This window comes from Marinobacter sp. EN3, from assembly GCF_000475315.1.
GTDB classification, from domain to species: domain Bacteria; phylum Pseudomonadota; class Gammaproteobacteria; order Pseudomonadales; family Oleiphilaceae; genus Marinobacter; species Marinobacter nauticus.
This window is the reverse complement of record NZ_AXCC01000014.1, coordinates 44,975-59,517: the sequence shown is the minus strand read 5'-3', so window position 1 is coordinate 59,517 and position 14,543 is coordinate 44,975. Positions and strand designations below refer to the sequence as shown.

Genomic DNA, 14,543 nt, shown 5'->3' with positions numbered 1-14,543 from the left:
CTGTTGAATGACACAAACAATTATCGTCGCTGATGATCACCCGCTGTTTCGGGCAGCATTGAAACAGGCGGTCAATCAGGCGGTGCCGGATGCCGAGACGGTGGAGGTCGACAGCATCAAGGCGCTGCAGGCGGCGGTAGAGTCGCACCCGGACGCGGACCTGATCCTGCTGGATCTGAACATGCCGGGTGCCCATGGTTTTTCGGGTCTGGTGTTCATGCGAGGCCAGTACCCGGGTTTGCCTGTGGTGGTTGTGTCCGGTTCAGAAGATCTGCAGGTGATGCGCCGCTCGATTGATTACGGTGCTTCCGGCTTTATTCCCAAATCGGCACCTTTGCCAACCATTACCGAGGCTATACAGGCGGTGCTGGAGGGGGATGTCTGGCTGCCGGAGGGAGTCGCCGACAAGATTGAGCGTATGCAGGCTGAGACCACGGATTTCTCTGAGCGTCTGGCGTCGCTGACACCGCAGCAGTTCCGGGTGTTGGGGATGCTGGCCGAAGGGCTCCTGAACAAGCAGATCGCTTACGATCTGGATGTTTCGGAGGCGACGATCAAAGCTCACATCACGGCGGTGTTCCGCAAGCTTGGGGTCCGGAACCGGACTCAGGCGGTGATTGCCATTCAGCAGATGGAGCTGGATCCTTCGGAGCAGTCGCTTTCGGGGAGTTGAGGTTTTAGCTTTTCAGTTTGTTTCAAAACGGGAGCCTTTGGGCTCCCGTTTTTGTTTTCGGCTTATGGGTGACTCCCGGCTCTCGGCGTCGGTGCTGTGCCGCAGATGGGGAAGCCCTCCCTGGGACCGCTACGAGCACTTCCATGTGCGCTTCTCTTTGGCCATCCATGGCCAAAGACATCCCAGGGAGGGCTTCCCCATCTGCGTCATCATGCTTTGGTGATTGCTTATCGGGATACGCTTGTTATTCATTTTATGGGCGGATTCCCTTTCTCGTTCTTTGGCCATTGTTTTCTTGGGTTTTCTGTTGTAGTTTTCAGCTAACAATTGTGCGCTGAAAGTTTGGTGCATGGTGAGTGTGTTCAACAGCAAACGGTGACAGGTAAAAGATGAACGCTGCAGTGAAATCCGAAACAAGTGTGAGTGCTGTCTTCGGAAAACCGGACGAACGGGAACTCCGGGATCGCATGAAAAAGGAACTTCCCGCTGACACGTTCAAGCCGCAGACCTGGCGGGTGATCTGGTTTTTGCCCCTGCAGGCCATTATCTGGGCTGGGCTGGCGGTTATCCTGATGGCGGGTTTGCCGTGGTACGCCAATCTGGGGCTGGCGTTGCTGGTGGGGCACACCATTGGTTGCCAGGCGCTGCTGGCCCATGAGGTGCTGCATGGTGCTCTGGGCATGAGCCGGCGCTGGCAGAACGTGTTTGGCTGGCTGGGGTTTGGGCCGTTATTGGTGCCGCCGGAGTTCTGGCGCAAGTGGCACAACGTGGTGCATCACGGTAACACCAATACCGGTGATACAGACCCGGACAGCTTCGGCACGCTGCGTCGTTACAAGACCAATCCAGGCCAGAAGAAGTTTCACAAGCTGGCTCCGGGTTCCGGTACCTGGTACAGCTATCTGTTCCTGACCTATTCGTTCACGTTCCACGCCCAGCTGGTGCTGTGGATTCAGGCGAAACGCCGCAAGCAGTTCAAGGGGTTTGATCGTCGGATGGCCATCGCGCAGGTGTTTCTGTGCCTGGGGGGGTGGCTGGCGCTGGCTGCGGTTTCTGGCTCGCTCGCGCTGTTTACGGTGCTGATTCCGTTCATGGTGGCCAACGCGTTGGGTCAGGGCTATATCCTCACCAATCACTTCCTGCGCCCGCAGACACCCACCAATAACCCACTTGATAATTCCATGAGCCTGCGCAGCCATCCGGTGCTGGACCGCCTGCATTTCCGCTTCAGCCACCATATTGAACACCACTTTTTTCCGAAAATGGCCCACAACATGGCGCCGAGGGTTCGCAAGTGGCTGGAGGAAAACGAGCCGGAGCGTTATATGGCCATGCCTCACAGCACGGCGCTCAAGATGTTGTACACCACCCCGCGGGTCTATAAATCTCCGACGGAGTTGGTGGATCCTAATGATGAAAGCCGGGTGTTTGATTTGCTGCCGTTACAATCAGAGTACTCAGCAGCTAATCTGAATTAACTCCCGGCGTAACCAAGCTCTTTGTTCACCAGGTTAAACAGCTCGCCCTGCTTGTGCCACCGATCAAAGTTCTCCAGGAACTGATCGGTGAGCGCCCGCTTCCAGCCGATAAAATCACCGGCCATATGGGCGGTCATGATCACGTTTTCCCGCTGCCAGAGCGGGTGATCCGAGGGCAGGGGCTCCTCCTCAAAAACATCCAGTCCGGCGCCGGCAATCTCGCCATCGTCGAGTGCCTTGAGCAGGGCTTCGGTATTGACGATCGGGCCGCGGCCGATGTTGATCAGGCGTGCGGTCTTTTTCATGGCGGCAAAGGCTTTGGCATCAAACAGGCCTTCGGTTTGTGGCGTCAACGGCGCCGCAATCACCACGAAGTCTGCATGTGAGAGCTGCTCATAGAGCTCATCGTTGCCATGCACCGCCACGAAATCCGGGTCATCATGTCTCGGGGTACGGGCGATACCGTGGGCGTGCAGGCCGATGGCATTTACCAGCCGGCCAATCTGCCGGCCGATGGAGCCAGCGCCAACCACCAGTACCTGTTTGCCCTCGGCCCGTTCGGTATCCCGGTGTTTCCACTCCTGATTCATCTGCAGCCGGATGGAGCGGGGGAAATCCTTGGCGAACATCAGGATGGTACAGAGCACGTATTCGGCGATGGTGCGGTCGAAAATGCCACGGGCGTTGGTGACCACCACATCGCTCTTGATCAGGGCGGGAAACATCAGCGCATCCACCCCCGCGCTGGTGGCGTGAATCCATTGCAGCTTGTCAGCACAGGGCCAGGCCGCTTCAAGGGCTTCGGTACGGAAGTCCGTGACCATCATGACATCGGTGCCTGGCAGGCTTTCACGCAGGGTGGGTTCGTCGCAGGCGAAGCGCACTTCAGCCCGGGCTCTGACCGCCTCTATACCCGGCGGTGCCGGCTCTCCCGGTGCTGTCAGAACGGTAACGACCGGTTTGCGTGAATCTGTCATGTAACCTCCGGTGATGGTGCACTCAAATAACGACTGTCTTACTAGTCTGGTTGGCGGTTGTGGGCTGGTCAACCTGAGGCAGCCGGAACCGGTTTTTGAGGGGTTCGGTTATCCTTTAGTCCCGCTTGCTTGTACCCCCCCTCTTTCCTGACTAACCTGCAAAGGTACTCTTTTGTTTACCCTGTCCCCCAGGAGGTGCTTATGGCGGAATCCGCGAACAAGGACACCGGCCAGACCAAGCCGCGTAAAGTGAAGTACCGGAAGACCAAGGCCAGTTGGAACCCTGCCATGCAGGCCATTCCTGTTTCGGGGATTCGTCGCCTGGTGAATATGGCATCTACCATGAAGGATGTGATTCATCTGTCGATCGGCCAGCCAGATCTGCCCACGCCCAAACATGTTATCGACGCCTACATTGATGCGCTCAATGCCGGCCAGACCGGTTACACCATGGATGCCGGCCTGCCGGAGTTGCTGGTTGCACTGCGGGATTACTATGGCAAGCGCTACAACCGCAAGCTCACCCGTGACAACATCCTGGTAACGAGCGGCGCGACTGAAGCCATGTATCTGGCCATTTCGGCCACCTCGGCGCCCGGGCGGCAGTTCATCGTGACCGACCCATCGTTTCTGTTGTATGCACCTTTGATCCGGATGACCGGGGGTGAGGTGAAGTTTGTTCCCACGCGGGCCGAGAACAACCACCAGCTGGATCCGGACGATGTGATTCGGGCCATGGGCTCCCGCACCTTTGCGCTGATCCTGAACAACCCGAACAACCCCACCGGGGCGGTGTATCCCCGCAGTACCGTGGAGACCATTCTGGAAGAGTGCGCCTATCGTGGTATCCAGGTATACGCCGATGAAGTGTATGACCACCTGATTTTTGATGACGATGATTTTGCCAGTGTCCTCAATTGCTCCATGGACCTGGACAACATCATGTGCATCAGCAGTTTCTCCAAAACCTACAGTATGGCCGGCCTGCGCGTAGGCTGGGTCATTTCCAGCCAGGCGGCGATCAAGTCCCTGCGCCGGTACCATATGTTCACCACCTCAGTGGCCAATACCCCATCCCAGTTTGCCGGAGTGGCGGCGCTGACGGCCGACCAGCAATGCGTTCAGGACATGGTGGATATCTACCGGGAGCGTCGGGACAAGGTTGTCGAGTTGATTGATCAAACCCCTTACCTGACCGGCTACAAGCCCGGCGGTGCCTTTTTCGCTTTCCCGGACTTGCCGCCCCACGTGGATGGTTCGGATCTGGCCTTGCGCATGCTGAAGGAAACCGGTGTCTGCGTGGTGCCGGGGGACGCCTTTGGTGAACACTGCACCAACGCCTTGCGGTTCAGCTTCTCCACTACCTGCGAGCGCATGGAAGAGGCCTTTGACCGGATCATCCCCTGGATGGCCAAGCAGCAGTTCTGAGGCCTGACATGTCGGCTCTGGAATCCGTCCTGATTCAATGTCCTTACTGTTGGGAGACGCTGGATATCAGCGTCGACCCGACCGTGCCTGAGCAGGAATATGTCGAGGACTGCCAGGTGTGCTGTCAGCCCATTGTTCTGACTGTCCAGTTGGAAGAGGGGCGAGTCGTCAGCGTGGATGCCCGCCCAGAAAATGAGTAAGCGCATGACCAATCGTTAATGCCAGTCAGTTGCGGTGCAGGGCGCTCTGGCGCAGGATAAAAGCCGACCAATTTGCAGGGAATCCAATCATGTTGAATCACGCCAAAGCCTGGCTGCTGTCTCTGTTCGTTGTGCTGACGGCTAGCGGCTGCGCAAGCCTTTCGCCCTACGCCATCTCCGAGGGTGAGATTGAGGGTCACCTGAAGGATGTGGTGGCGGAGTTTGATCGAAAACAGCTGCAGAGTGGGTCGCCTCTCAGTCTCAGCCTGGATGACGCGGATATTACCCTTGGACCTGATGGTCGGGACGTAGCGGTGATCGACCTGCGTGGACAGGTAGCCCTGAATGCGTTGATGGCCAAGTTACCCGTGGACCTCGCTTTGAAAGTGGAGGGCGCGCCGGTATACGACAGCCAGGAGAAAGCGGTGTATATCCGCCGCTTGCAGTTGCTGGAGAGCTCCATTGATTCGCCCTTCTTCAAAGGGGATCTGGCACCCATCACCGACAATGTCATGCGAGCGGTGGCTCAGATGCTGGAAACCATGCCGGTGTATCGTCTGGATGAAACCGATTTCGCCCAGCGCATGTTCGGGATGGTACCGATGGATGTGCGGGTAGCCCCGGGACGACTGGAGTTTGTGATGGCGGATCAGTAAGGCAGTATCCTGCCTTGCGGTGAGTGGAAGCAAAAAAGGCCGGGTGGATGACGTTCCTCCCGGCCTTTCTGCTTGCTGGTACCGGCCTATGGCTCAGGCCGTGGCTTTCAGTGCCTCTTCGAAGATGCCGGTGGCTTCGTCAATCTGGTGCTGGTTGACGATCAGCGGCGGCAGCCAGCGTACTATCTCCTGGTATGGGCCACACCGCAGCATCAGCAGCCCCCGCTTTTCACATTCTTTCAGGATCTTGCCGGCGCGTTCTCCGTCCGGGCAGTCTCCGCGGCGCATCTCCACGCCAACCATCAGTCCTTTGCCCCGGACATCTGCCATTTCCGGGTAGTCCTTTTTCAAACTGTGCAGGTTGTCCCACAGGCGTTTGCCCATAGTATCGGCGTTCTGCACCAGGCCCTCTTCCTGAATCACGTCGATGGTTGCTATGGCGGCAGCCGCCGCTACAGCGTTGCCGCCATAGGTGCCGCCCTGAGAACCCGGCCAGCCCTTGGCCATGGTTTCTTCTGAAGCCGCCAGAGCAGAAATGGGGAAGCCGCTGGCGAGGCCTTTGGCGATCATGATGGCGTCGGGTGTTACCCCGAAGTGTTCGTGGGCCCAGAACTTGCCGCTGCGGCCGAACCCGGCCTGTACTTCGTCAAACACCAGCATGATGCCGTGCTTGTCGCAGCGCTCCCGCAACCCCTGCATAAAACGAGCGTTGGCCGGCACATAGCCACCCTCGCCCTGAACCGGCTCAATTAGCATGGCCGCGGTTTCCTTGGGGGCGGAATAGGTCACGAAGATGCGATCCAACTCTCTCAGGCAGAAGTCCGTGGCCTCATCCAGGCTCCAGCCGTAATGGAAGGCGTGGGGGAATGGCGCGACGACCACGCCCCCCATCATCGGGCTGACACCGGCTCGCAGGCCCACGCTGGAGGTGGTCATGGACAGTGAGCCCATGGTGCGACCATGAAAGCCGCCATGGAATACGATCACATTGGGGCGACCGGTGGCCTGGCGCACCAGGCGGATGGCACCTTCGGCAACTTCGGTGCCGGCATTGGAAAAGAAAAAGGCATTCAGCGGATCCGGGGTCACTGCGCCGAGTTTTTCTGCCAGTTCAGGTAGTCTCGGGTTCATGACTGTGGTGGCCTGGGCATGGATCATGGTGGCTACCTGTTTCTGGGCGGCTTCCACCACTTTCGGGTGACAGTGTCCGGTACTGGTGACACCAATGCCGGATGTAAAGTCCAGGTAACGGCGACCTTCAGGGTCAATGATATAGGCACCTTCGCCTTTGGCCGCGGTGATGCCGGTAGCCTGCTTGAGCAGGGGGGACAGTTTGCCTTTGTGGTCGGTCATGGACACCTCCCGAAGTGAATGGAATACCTCTTTTGCAGCCTAGTCAGGCCCCAAGGCGTTTACAAATAGCATCCCCGATTTCCCGGGTGCTGCGTTGTTCAGAGCCTTTCTCTGCGAGATCCGCGGCCACCGCATCAAACAGTTCCTGCCCGGCCTGGGCCAGCAACGGGTCTTTTCGGCCTAGCCAGTCCAGCATGCGGGCGGTGGTAAACAGCATGGCGGTCGGATCAGCGATGCCCTGGCCGGCGATATCCGGCGCGCTACCGTGGGTGGGTTCAAACATGGAGGGCATGTCCGGGTCGGTCGGGTTCAGGTTGCAGGACGGAGCTACCCCCATGCCCCCCGAGATCACGGCGGCCAGATCGGTCAGAATATCGCCCTGGAGGTTGCTGGCTACGACTACGTCAAAGGCCCAGGGGCTGGAGACAAATTTCATGCAGGCGGCATCCACCAGTTCGTGATGGGTGGCTACATCCGGGAATTCCCGGCTGATTTCCTCAAACACTTCGGTATACATGTCACCCCAGTAGCGCAGGGCATTGCGCTTGGTGATCAGGCATACCTGGCTTTCGCAGGTCTTGCCATCCAGTGTCCGGAAGCTGCGGGTGCGGCCTTGCTGAATACGTTCTCCGGCCCGTTTACGAGCCTGTTCAAAGCCGTACCGTATAATGCGCTCAGTGGCCCGGCGGGTGAACACCTCCATCTGGGTGGCCACTTCGTCGGGCGATCCCGGGCGCAGACGGCCACCCTGACTGACGTACTCACCCTCGCTGTTCTCGCGAATCACCAGCATATCGATGTCCTTGGCGCGGTCATCTTTCAGGTACTGGCGAGCGCCGGGGAGCAGTCGTGCCGGGCGTTCACACACCCACTGGTCAAAGCCTTTTCGCATGTCCAGCAGGGGCGCGAGCGAAATGCTGTCCGGTAACAGATAGCGCTCCGGGTCATGCATGGGGCCCGGATCTCCCAGCGCGCCCAGCAGTATGGCGTCGTAGGCCTTGAGCTGCTCAAGGGCATCTGCGGGCCAGGATTCGCCGTGTTCTTCATGCCAGGCGTGAGAGGGCCATGGAAAACGGGTCCATTCCAGTGGCAGGCTGTGCCTGGATCGCAGTGTCTCCAGGCATCGCACGGCTTCTGCGACCACTTCCGGGCCGATACCATCTCCGGGTGTTACTGCAATGCGGGTGGTCTGGGCCATCCATGAACCTCCTTTTAAGAGCGGCTTGACTGATTAAATACACCAAAACCAGTGTAGACCCGCAGCCGGCAGATGCCACCCGACTATGGGTGGTATTGCGAGTTTTCGTTTTACCCGACTGCGGATGGTGTCTATAGTTGAATGTGATTGATTCTTTTACAGTTCCACCCGAATTCATTTCGAGCGAGCCGCTCTGGAGCTTCTGTGGATAGACCCTCTGTTCTTTTTGATGAGTCCCATTGCGACGAGTGCGCCTGTGGTAATGGCCTGGATTTTTCGTTCAGCTTTGCTTTCCAGCCTATTGTTGATGCCACCAATAAAACGGTGTTTGCATACGAGGCGCTGGTGCGCGGAACCGAAGGGCAAGGGGCCATGACTGTGCTGGATAAGGTGAATAACCAGAACCAGTACGCGTTCGACCAGATATGCCGGGTCAAGGCGGTGAAGCTGGCGTCGCGGCTTGATATGAAGGCCATGTTGAGCATCAACTTCATGCCCAACGCGGTCTATCAGGCGGAGTATTGCATTCGTACCACGCTGGCGGCCGCCAAGACCTATAACTTCGACACCCGCAAGATCATCTTCGAGGTAGTAGAGGGTGAGGAGATGACCTCGGTTGATCACCTCACCTCCATTATCGAGGCCTACCAGAGCATGGGGTTCAGCACCGCCATTGATGATTTCGGTGCCGGGTACTCCCGCTACAACCTGATGATTTCCAGCCCGCCCGATTTGCTGAAGCTGGATATGGGGCTGGTTCGCAACATTCATGCGGAACCCAACAAGCAGGCAGTGGTCTCAGGTATCATCACCATGATGCGCCAGCTTGGCGGCCGAATCGTGGCGGAGGGCGTGGAAACGCCGGAAGAATACTTCTGGCTCCGTTCTCAAGGGATCGCCCTTTACCAGGGCTACCTGTTCGCCAAACCGGGATTCGAATGTCTGCCGGAGCCGGTGTTTCCCGACTGACTGACCCTTAACAGGATGTTTCTGTGCTCTATCGCCTGATTACACTGATCGGCGGCCTGGTGTTTGTGGCTGCCCTGTTTGCCCTGGTCTGGTTCTTCTGCAAGAAGTTTCTGCAACATCACGGCGTGACCGACCAGACCTCGGACCGCGCGACTGTGCTGGCTACCTGGACCTTCGCCGGAATCGCCATTGGCCTGGTGTTTGCCGTGGTCGGCGCCTTCGTGCTTGGCCCCTGGGCGTTCTATCGCACCCTTCGTGGTCACGGTGTCAAGATCTCGGATGGCGCGGCCATCTGGTGGGGCTTCGGTATCGTGGCGGTGTCTCTGGCGATTACCGCAGCTGGCTTCTTCGGCTTTCTGATGCTGGTCGGCGCCTATTGAGCTTGCTGCAGATTACGCAGCAAGTCCCGAAACCATACCAGCGCAGGTTCCTGTTCATAGGCCCTGTGCCAATACAGGTGTACATCAATAGACGGCATCTCCACCGGCGGTGCCAACACTTCAATATCGGCGTTCTGGGCAATGATGCGGGCGTAGGTTTCCGGCATGGTCAGTAACAGGTCTGAGCTCTCCACCACCCGGCAGGCGGCGTAGTAGTGCTGGCAGCGCAAGCGGATGTTGCGCTGGGCACCGTGGCGGGAAAGTTCAAAATCCTCAATGCCCGGGCCCTCCGCCCGCGACGACACCAGAATGTGCCTGGCCTCCAGATAGCTGGCCATATCCAGTTCCTGCGCGATGACGGGGTGGCCCTTTCGCGCCAGCACCACCAGCCGGTCCTGCCTGAGCAGTTCATGGCTGGTCTGGTTGCTCACCGGCAGTAACACATCAATGGCAAAGTCCAGTTTGCCCGCCGCCAGTTGTGTTTCCATATCACGCCGGGCGACACGCTGACTCTGCACCTCCATGTCCGGATAGGGCGCCAGTTTTGAAATCAGCTGGGGCAAGAAGGTGGATTCCAGAACATCCCGAAGGCCGAGGGCGTAGGTTTTGCGCTGGCTGGCGGGGTCGAAGGCGTGAAACTGATTCACCGCACTCTGGATCTGGTTCAGCCCCGGGCGCATGGATTCCAGAAACCGTCGGGCCAGGGGGGTGGGCACCATCTGGTTACCCTGGCGGGTAAACAGCGGATCATTGAAATGATCCCGAAGCCGGGCCAGGGAATGACTGATGGCAGGCTGGGTCAGATGCAGAGCCTTTGCGGCCCGCGTCAGGCTTCCTTCCCGATAGATAGTGTCGAAAACATGCAGCAGGTTCAGGTCCGGTCGATTCAGCGCCATGATGAGGTTCCGTTTTCTGAATAAGCATGGTTAATGATAAACGATAAGAACAATTCAGTCGCGTAATAACGCGTTGGCTCCTAGACTGATTCCCATCTGATCGACATTGCCCCCGACAGGGCGGCCAGCGCGAGGAGCTGCACCATGGATTTCAATATTTCCGAGAAAGGCCAGGATTACCTGAAGCGCGTGAAACAGTTCATGCGCGACGAGATTTTTCCCATTGAGGAGCAGTATCACAAGGAGCTTGCTTCTCAGGAAAACCGCTGGGTGGTGCTGCCGATCATCAAAGAACTGAAAGAAAAAGCCAAGGCCCAGGGCCTGTGGAACATGTTCTTTCCTGACGACAAGTACGGCTGTGGCCTGCTCAACTCCGACTACGCCCTGATTGCCGAAGAAACCGGTCGCAGCTTCATCGCCCCGGAAATCTTCAACTGCAACGCGCCGGATACCGGCAACATGGAAGTACTGATCCACTACGGCTCCGAAGAACAGAAAGCCGAATGGCTGCCGAAACTGCTGAGCGGCGAAATCCGCTCCGCCTTCTGCATGACCGAACCGGCCGTTGCCTCTTCCGATGCCACCAACATGGAAGCCACCGCCACCGTAGAAGGTGACGAAGTGGTGCTCAACGGCCGCAAATGGTGGAGCACCGGCATTGGCCACCCAGACTGCAAAGTGGGCATCTTCATGGGTGTAACCGACCCGGATGCCCAAAAGCACCGCCGACACTCCATGGTGCTGGTGCCGCTGGATGCCCCGGGCATCACCATCGAGCGCATGCTGCCGGTCTTTGGCGCCTACGACGAGCCCTACGGCCACGGCCAGGTGTTGTTCGACAACGTACGTTTGCCCAAAAGCGCCATCATCGCCGGCCCGGGCCGCGGCTTCGAAATCGCTCAGGGCCGTTTGGGGCCAGGCCGCGTGCACCACTGCATGCGTGCCATCGGGGCTGCCGAGCGCGCTCTTGAGATCATGATCAAGCGCGCCATGACCCGCGAAGCTTTCGGTCGGCCAATCGCCAAGCTGGGCGGCAATCCGGACATCATCGCCAACGCCCGTATGAACATCGAACAGGCGAGGTTGCTGACCCTGAAATGTGCCTGGGCCCTGGATACCAAGGGCATTATGGGCGCTTTGCAGGAAGTGTCCATGATCAAGGCGGTGGTGCCGAAGATGCTTCAGCAGATTGTGGATGACGCGATTCAGATTCACGGCGGGGCCGGTGTCAGCGACGATGATTTCCCGCTGACAGCGTTATTCGGCTACGCTCGGGTTCTGAGGTTGGCCGATGGCCCGGATGAAGTTCATCGGGCTATGGTGGCGCGGTTGGAGCTTCGGAAGTACAAGTCCTGAGTCGGGCGTGGGAGTTTTACTCCTCTAGCCTCTGAGTGCGGAGGCGGGCGCCGGTGGCCCGGGGGTTCTGAAAAGCGCTCCTGGCGGCACATCCATGTGGCGCTTGTGTTCCGCCATCCATGGCTCCACAAATTTTCAGAACCCCCGGCCCACCGGCTCCTGCGTGCTCAGGAGAGGGCTGTCAGAACAGCATGCTCAGTGGTATGGGAGTTGGTACCGGAGGGGCTGTCCAAAAATGTCGGAGGCCATGGATGGCCGGAGAGAAGCGCACATGGATGTGCTTGTAGCGGTTTTTGGACAGCCCCTCCGGTACCAACTCTTACTCCGGGGTAAAAAAGAACAGGAACTCCAAAACATAACGGAGAGAAACAACGATGACACAACGGGTATTTATAACCGGCGGGGCCAGTGGCCTGGGCCGGGCGATTGCATTGCGGTATGCCAAAGAAGGGGCCAAAGTCTGCATCGGGGACATTAACCCGGAGCAGGGCGTCGCCGTTGAGGCGGAACTGAACCAGGCCGGTGGCGAAGGTTATTTCGTGGAATGCGATGTACGCCGCCTGAGCGACTTCGAGAAAGTCCGTGATGACCTGGTCCAGAAATGGGGGGGAGTGGACGTAGTCGTGAACAACGCCGGCGTTGCCTCCGCAGGCTCCATTGAAGACACCACCATCGGTGACTGGGAATGGATTCTCGACATCAACGTACTTGGCGTCGTGCGTGGCTGCAAAGCCTTTACCCCGCTGTTCAAGGAACAAGGCTCCGGCGCGTTTGTGAATGTCGCCTCCATGGCCGGGCTTATGCTGGCGCCATTGATGGACAGCTACAATGTTTCCAAAGCCGGGGTGATAGCCCTGTCGGAAACCCTCAGCCAGGAATTGCGTGATTCCGGCATTCACGTCAGCTGCGTGTGCCCGGCGTTTTTCCAGACCAACCTGGCCAGCACCATGCGCTCGGATATTCCCGGTATTCAACAGAACGTCAACAAACTTATGAAGCGCTCCAGCATCACCGCCGAAGACGTGGCCGAGGATATCTTCCGCAGTGTGAAAGACAAGGACTTCTGGGTATTGCCCCACGCCAAAGAGCGCCGCATGTGGATGCTCAAGCGCCACGCCCCCTGGGCGTTTGACTGGCTGATGCACCAGGAAACCAAGCGCTGGATGAGCAAGATGGGTAGCAAGGCGAACGCCTGAACACATCACAGGAGAGATTGAATGACACAGATCGACCAGGCCGTAGACATCCGGGAAGGCGAAGAGCTGGATATCAGCGCCGTCGACCAGTTCATGAAGCAGGCCATTTCGGGCCTGGAAGGCCAGCCGAGCATCAAGCAGTACCCCGGTGGTGCGTCCAACCTGACCTATCAGGTGGATTATGGCGACCAGTCCTACGTGCTGCGCCGGCCGCCGTTCGGCAAGATCGCCAAGTCCGCCCACGACATGCTGCGGGAAGCGCGGGTGATGGAGGCATTGAAGCCAGCCTATCCCTATGTGCCCAACATTGTTGCGATTTGCGACGATCACAGCGTACTGGGTTGCGACTTCTACGTGATGGAGAGGCTCAAGGGCATCATTCTGCGCCAGGATTTCCCGAAGGATTTGGAATTGAGCGCCGAAGACACTCGCAAACTGTGCCTGAACGTGATCGACAAGCTGGTGGATCTGCATACAGTGGACGCCAAGGCCGCTGGTCTGGATAAGCTGGGCAAGGGCTCGGGTTACGTTCAGCGGCAGATTGGTGGCTGGAGCGACCGCTTCCGCAAGGCCCGTACCGACGATGTCGGTGACTTCGAAGAAGTCATGGCCTGGCTGAACGATAAGATGCCGGATGACATCGCTCAGGTGGTTATTCACAACGACTACCGTTTCGACAATGTGGTGCTGAACCCGGACAACCCGTTTGAAGTGATTGGCGTGCTGGACTGGGAAATGGCCACCATTGGTGATCCGCTGATGGACCTGGGCAACAGTCTGGCCTATTGGATCGAAGCCGACGACGAAGGCCCGTTTCAGATGCTGCGGCGCCAGCCCACGCACCGGCCGGGCATGCTGACTCGTAAAGAAGTGGTGGACTACTACATGGAGAAATCCGGCTTCCGGGCGGAAAAGTTCGACTTTTATGAAATTTACGGACTGTTCCGCCTGGCGGTGATCATCCAGCAAATCTACTACCGCTTTTATCACGGCCAGACCAAAGACAAGCGCTTCGCCGCCTTTGGCCACGCCGCCAACTATCTGGAGAAACGGTGCCAGCGCCTGATTAGCGAGAGCACCCTGTAATGGCCACGATTTATCTGGTGCGCCACGGTCAGGCCAGTTTCGGCAAGGAAAACTACGACCAGCTCTCGCCGCGAGGCTGGGAGCAGGGCAGGATTCTGGGCCGCTGGCTGGCGGGCAAGGTGGAGCCGGGTGCTATTTTTGGCGGTAACCTGCAGCGCCATCGGGAAACTGTGGAGGCGATCACTACCGGTTACGGTGTCAGCCTGCCGGATATGCAGGTGCTGGAAGGCCTGAACGAGTTTGATCATCTGGAAGTGGTGGAGCGCCTGCGCCCGGAATGGGCGGATAAACAGGTAATGGCGCGAGACCTCGCCAGCTTTCCCAAACCTGCAAGAGCCTTCCAGCAGGCTTTCGAGAAGGCGGTGACCCGCTGGGTGAGTGGCGAGTTCGACCAGGAATACAGCGAAACCTGGAACGGATTCCGGCAGCGGGTTGGCCATGCACTGGATCAGCTGATTGAACTGGCCGATGGTGCCGATGTGATTGTGTCCACCTCTGGCGGCCCCATTGCGGTCATTGCCCAGCGCCTGCTTGAACTGTCAGACCGCAAGGCGCTGGAGATGAACAATGTGATTGCCAACACCAGCGTGTCCCGCATTCTGTATTCCGGCCCCCGGCGCAGCCTGGCCGTATTCAACAACTATAGCCACCTGGAAGCGGAAGACCCCGCCCTGGTGACATTCCGATAAGCTGAGGG

Annotated in this window: 15 protein-coding genes; 11 read left to right on the top strand and 4 right to left on the bottom strand. The window is 58.4% G+C overall.

Annotated elements, in window-relative coordinates:
* Positions 1–7: 7 nt before the first annotated feature.
* Positions 8–673, top strand: coding sequence for a response regulator (locus tag Q675_RS24860; protein WP_011785685.1), 666 nt, complete (start codon positions 8–10; stop codon positions 671–673).
* Between the two features lie 419 nt (positions 674–1,092).
* The gene (locus Q675_RS24855) at positions 1,093–2,151 is read left to right on the top strand and encodes a fatty acid desaturase family protein (RefSeq protein WP_227499513.1); all 1,059 of its coding nucleotides are present in this window, start codon (positions 1,093–1,095) and stop codon (positions 2,149–2,151) included.
* On the opposite strand, the gene Q675_RS24850 is transcribed toward Q675_RS24855, so the two are convergent.
* Positions 2,148–3,128, bottom strand: a complete 981-nt coding sequence (locus Q675_RS24850) for a D-2-hydroxyacid dehydrogenase (RefSeq protein ID WP_023010870.1) — start codon at positions 3,126–3,128, stop codon at positions 2,148–2,150. The genes Q675_RS24855 and Q675_RS24850 overlap by 4 nt on opposite strands.
* A gap of 201 nt (positions 3,129–3,329) precedes the next feature.
* Between Q675_RS24850 and Q675_RS24845 the strand changes: the two genes are divergently transcribed.
* The 3 genes from Q675_RS24845 (at position 3,330) to Q675_RS24835 (ending at position 5,412) form a co-directional block, all read left to right on the top strand.
* Positions 3,330–4,556 (top strand): pyridoxal phosphate-dependent aminotransferase, encoded by a 1,227-nt coding sequence (locus Q675_RS24845; protein WP_011785682.1) that lies wholly within the window; start codon positions 3,330–3,332, stop codon positions 4,554–4,556.
* A gap of 8 nt (positions 4,557–4,564) precedes the next feature.
* Positions 4,565–4,756, top strand: coding sequence for a CPXCG motif-containing cysteine-rich protein (locus tag Q675_RS24840; protein WP_022990918.1), 192 nt, complete (start codon positions 4,565–4,567; stop codon positions 4,754–4,756).
* Positions 4,757–4,845: 89 nt separating this feature from the next.
* On the top strand, positions 4,846–5,412 hold the full coding sequence (locus Q675_RS24835; protein WP_011785680.1) for a DUF1439 domain-containing protein: 567 nt from the start codon (positions 4,846–4,848) through the stop codon (positions 5,410–5,412).
* Between the two features lie 93 nt (positions 5,413–5,505).
* Here Q675_RS24835 and Q675_RS24830 read toward each other — a convergent pair whose 3' ends face one another.
* Positions 5,506–6,765: an aspartate aminotransferase family protein gene (locus Q675_RS24830; RefSeq protein WP_023010869.1), complete on the bottom strand. Its 1,260-nt coding sequence runs from the start codon at positions 6,763–6,765 to the stop codon at positions 5,506–5,508.
* A 43-nt stretch (positions 6,766–6,808) separates the two neighbouring features.
* Positions 6,809–7,963 (bottom strand): isocitrate/isopropylmalate dehydrogenase family protein, encoded by a 1,155-nt coding sequence (locus tag Q675_RS24825; RefSeq protein WP_014420795.1) that lies wholly within the window; start codon positions 7,961–7,963, stop codon positions 6,809–6,811.
* A gap of 204 nt (positions 7,964–8,167) precedes the next feature.
* On the opposite strand from Q675_RS24825, the gene Q675_RS24820 reads away from it, so the two are divergent.
* On the top strand, positions 8,168–8,932 hold the full coding sequence (locus tag Q675_RS24820; protein WP_022990920.1) for an EAL domain-containing protein: 765 nt from the start codon (positions 8,168–8,170) through the stop codon (positions 8,930–8,932).
* Between the two features lie 23 nt (positions 8,933–8,955).
* Positions 8,956–9,312 (top strand): hypothetical protein, encoded by a 357-nt coding sequence (locus Q675_RS24815; protein ID WP_022990921.1) that lies wholly within the window; start codon positions 8,956–8,958, stop codon positions 9,310–9,312.
* Here the strand turns inward: Q675_RS24815 and Q675_RS24810 are convergent.
* The gene (locus tag Q675_RS24810; RefSeq protein WP_022990922.1) at positions 9,306–10,208 is read right to left on the bottom strand and encodes a LysR family transcriptional regulator; all 903 of its coding nucleotides are present in this window, start codon (positions 10,206–10,208) and stop codon (positions 9,306–9,308) included. The two genes, Q675_RS24815 and Q675_RS24810, sit on opposite strands and share 7 nt — an antisense overlap.
* A gap of 144 nt (positions 10,209–10,352) precedes the next feature.
* Here Q675_RS24810 and Q675_RS24805 point away from each other — a divergent pair, with 144 nt between their 5' ends.
* From Q675_RS24805 to Q675_RS24790, 4 genes are all read left to right on the top strand, one after another.
* Complete coding sequence (locus Q675_RS24805; RefSeq protein ID WP_014420798.1) at positions 10,353–11,564, top strand: acyl-CoA dehydrogenase family protein; 1,212 nt, start codon at positions 10,353–10,355, stop codon at positions 11,562–11,564.
* A gap of 374 nt (positions 11,565–11,938) precedes the next feature.
* Positions 11,939–12,760, top strand: a complete 822-nt coding sequence (locus Q675_RS24800; RefSeq protein WP_011785673.1) for an SDR family oxidoreductase — start codon at positions 11,939–11,941, stop codon at positions 12,758–12,760.
* 21 nt (positions 12,761–12,781) lie between these two features.
* Positions 12,782–13,846 (top strand): phosphotransferase family protein, encoded by a 1,065-nt coding sequence (locus Q675_RS24795; RefSeq protein ID WP_023010868.1) that lies wholly within the window; start codon positions 12,782–12,784, stop codon positions 13,844–13,846.
* The gene (locus Q675_RS24790; protein ID WP_023010867.1) at positions 13,846–14,535 is read left to right on the top strand and encodes a histidine phosphatase family protein; all 690 of its coding nucleotides are present in this window, start codon (positions 13,846–13,848) and stop codon (positions 14,533–14,535) included. Before Q675_RS24795 ends, Q675_RS24790 begins: the two co-directional genes overlap by 1 nt.
* The last annotated feature ends 8 nt before the right edge of the window (positions 14,536–14,543 follow it).

Coding starts and splice junctions, on each gene's coding strand:
- Q675_RS24860 (WP_011785685.1), top strand. CDS start 8: ATGACACAAACAATTATCGTCGCTGATGATCACCCGCTGTTTCGGGCA.
- Q675_RS24850 (WP_023010870.1), bottom strand. CDS start 3,128: ATGACAGATTCACGCAAACCGGTCGTTACCGTTCTGACAGCACCGGGA.
- Q675_RS24845 (WP_011785682.1), top strand. CDS start 3,330: ATGGCGGAATCCGCGAACAAGGACACCGGCCAGACCAAGCCGCGTAAA.
- Q675_RS24840 (WP_022990918.1), top strand. CDS start 4,565: ATGTCGGCTCTGGAATCCGTCCTGATTCAATGTCCTTACTGTTGGGAG.
- Q675_RS24835 (WP_011785680.1), top strand. CDS start 4,846: ATGTTGAATCACGCCAAAGCCTGGCTGCTGTCTCTGTTCGTTGTGCTG.
- Q675_RS24830 (WP_023010869.1), bottom strand. CDS start 6,765: ATGACCGACCACAAAGGCAAACTGTCCCCCCTGCTCAAGCAGGCTACC.
- Q675_RS24825 (WP_014420795.1), bottom strand. CDS start 7,963: ATGGCCCAGACCACCCGCATTGCAGTAACACCCGGAGATGGTATCGGC.
- Q675_RS24810 (WP_022990922.1), bottom strand. CDS start 10,208: ATGGCGCTGAATCGACCGGACCTGAACCTGCTGCATGTTTTCGACACT.
- Q675_RS24805 (WP_014420798.1), top strand. CDS start 10,353: ATGGATTTCAATATTTCCGAGAAAGGCCAGGATTACCTGAAGCGCGTG.
- Q675_RS24800 (WP_011785673.1), top strand. CDS start 11,939: ATGACACAACGGGTATTTATAACCGGCGGGGCCAGTGGCCTGGGCCGG.
- Q675_RS24795 (WP_023010868.1), top strand. CDS start 12,782: ATGACACAGATCGACCAGGCCGTAGACATCCGGGAAGGCGAAGAGCTG.
- Q675_RS24790 (WP_023010867.1), top strand. CDS start 13,846: ATGGCCACGATTTATCTGGTGCGCCACGGTCAGGCCAGTTTCGGCAAG.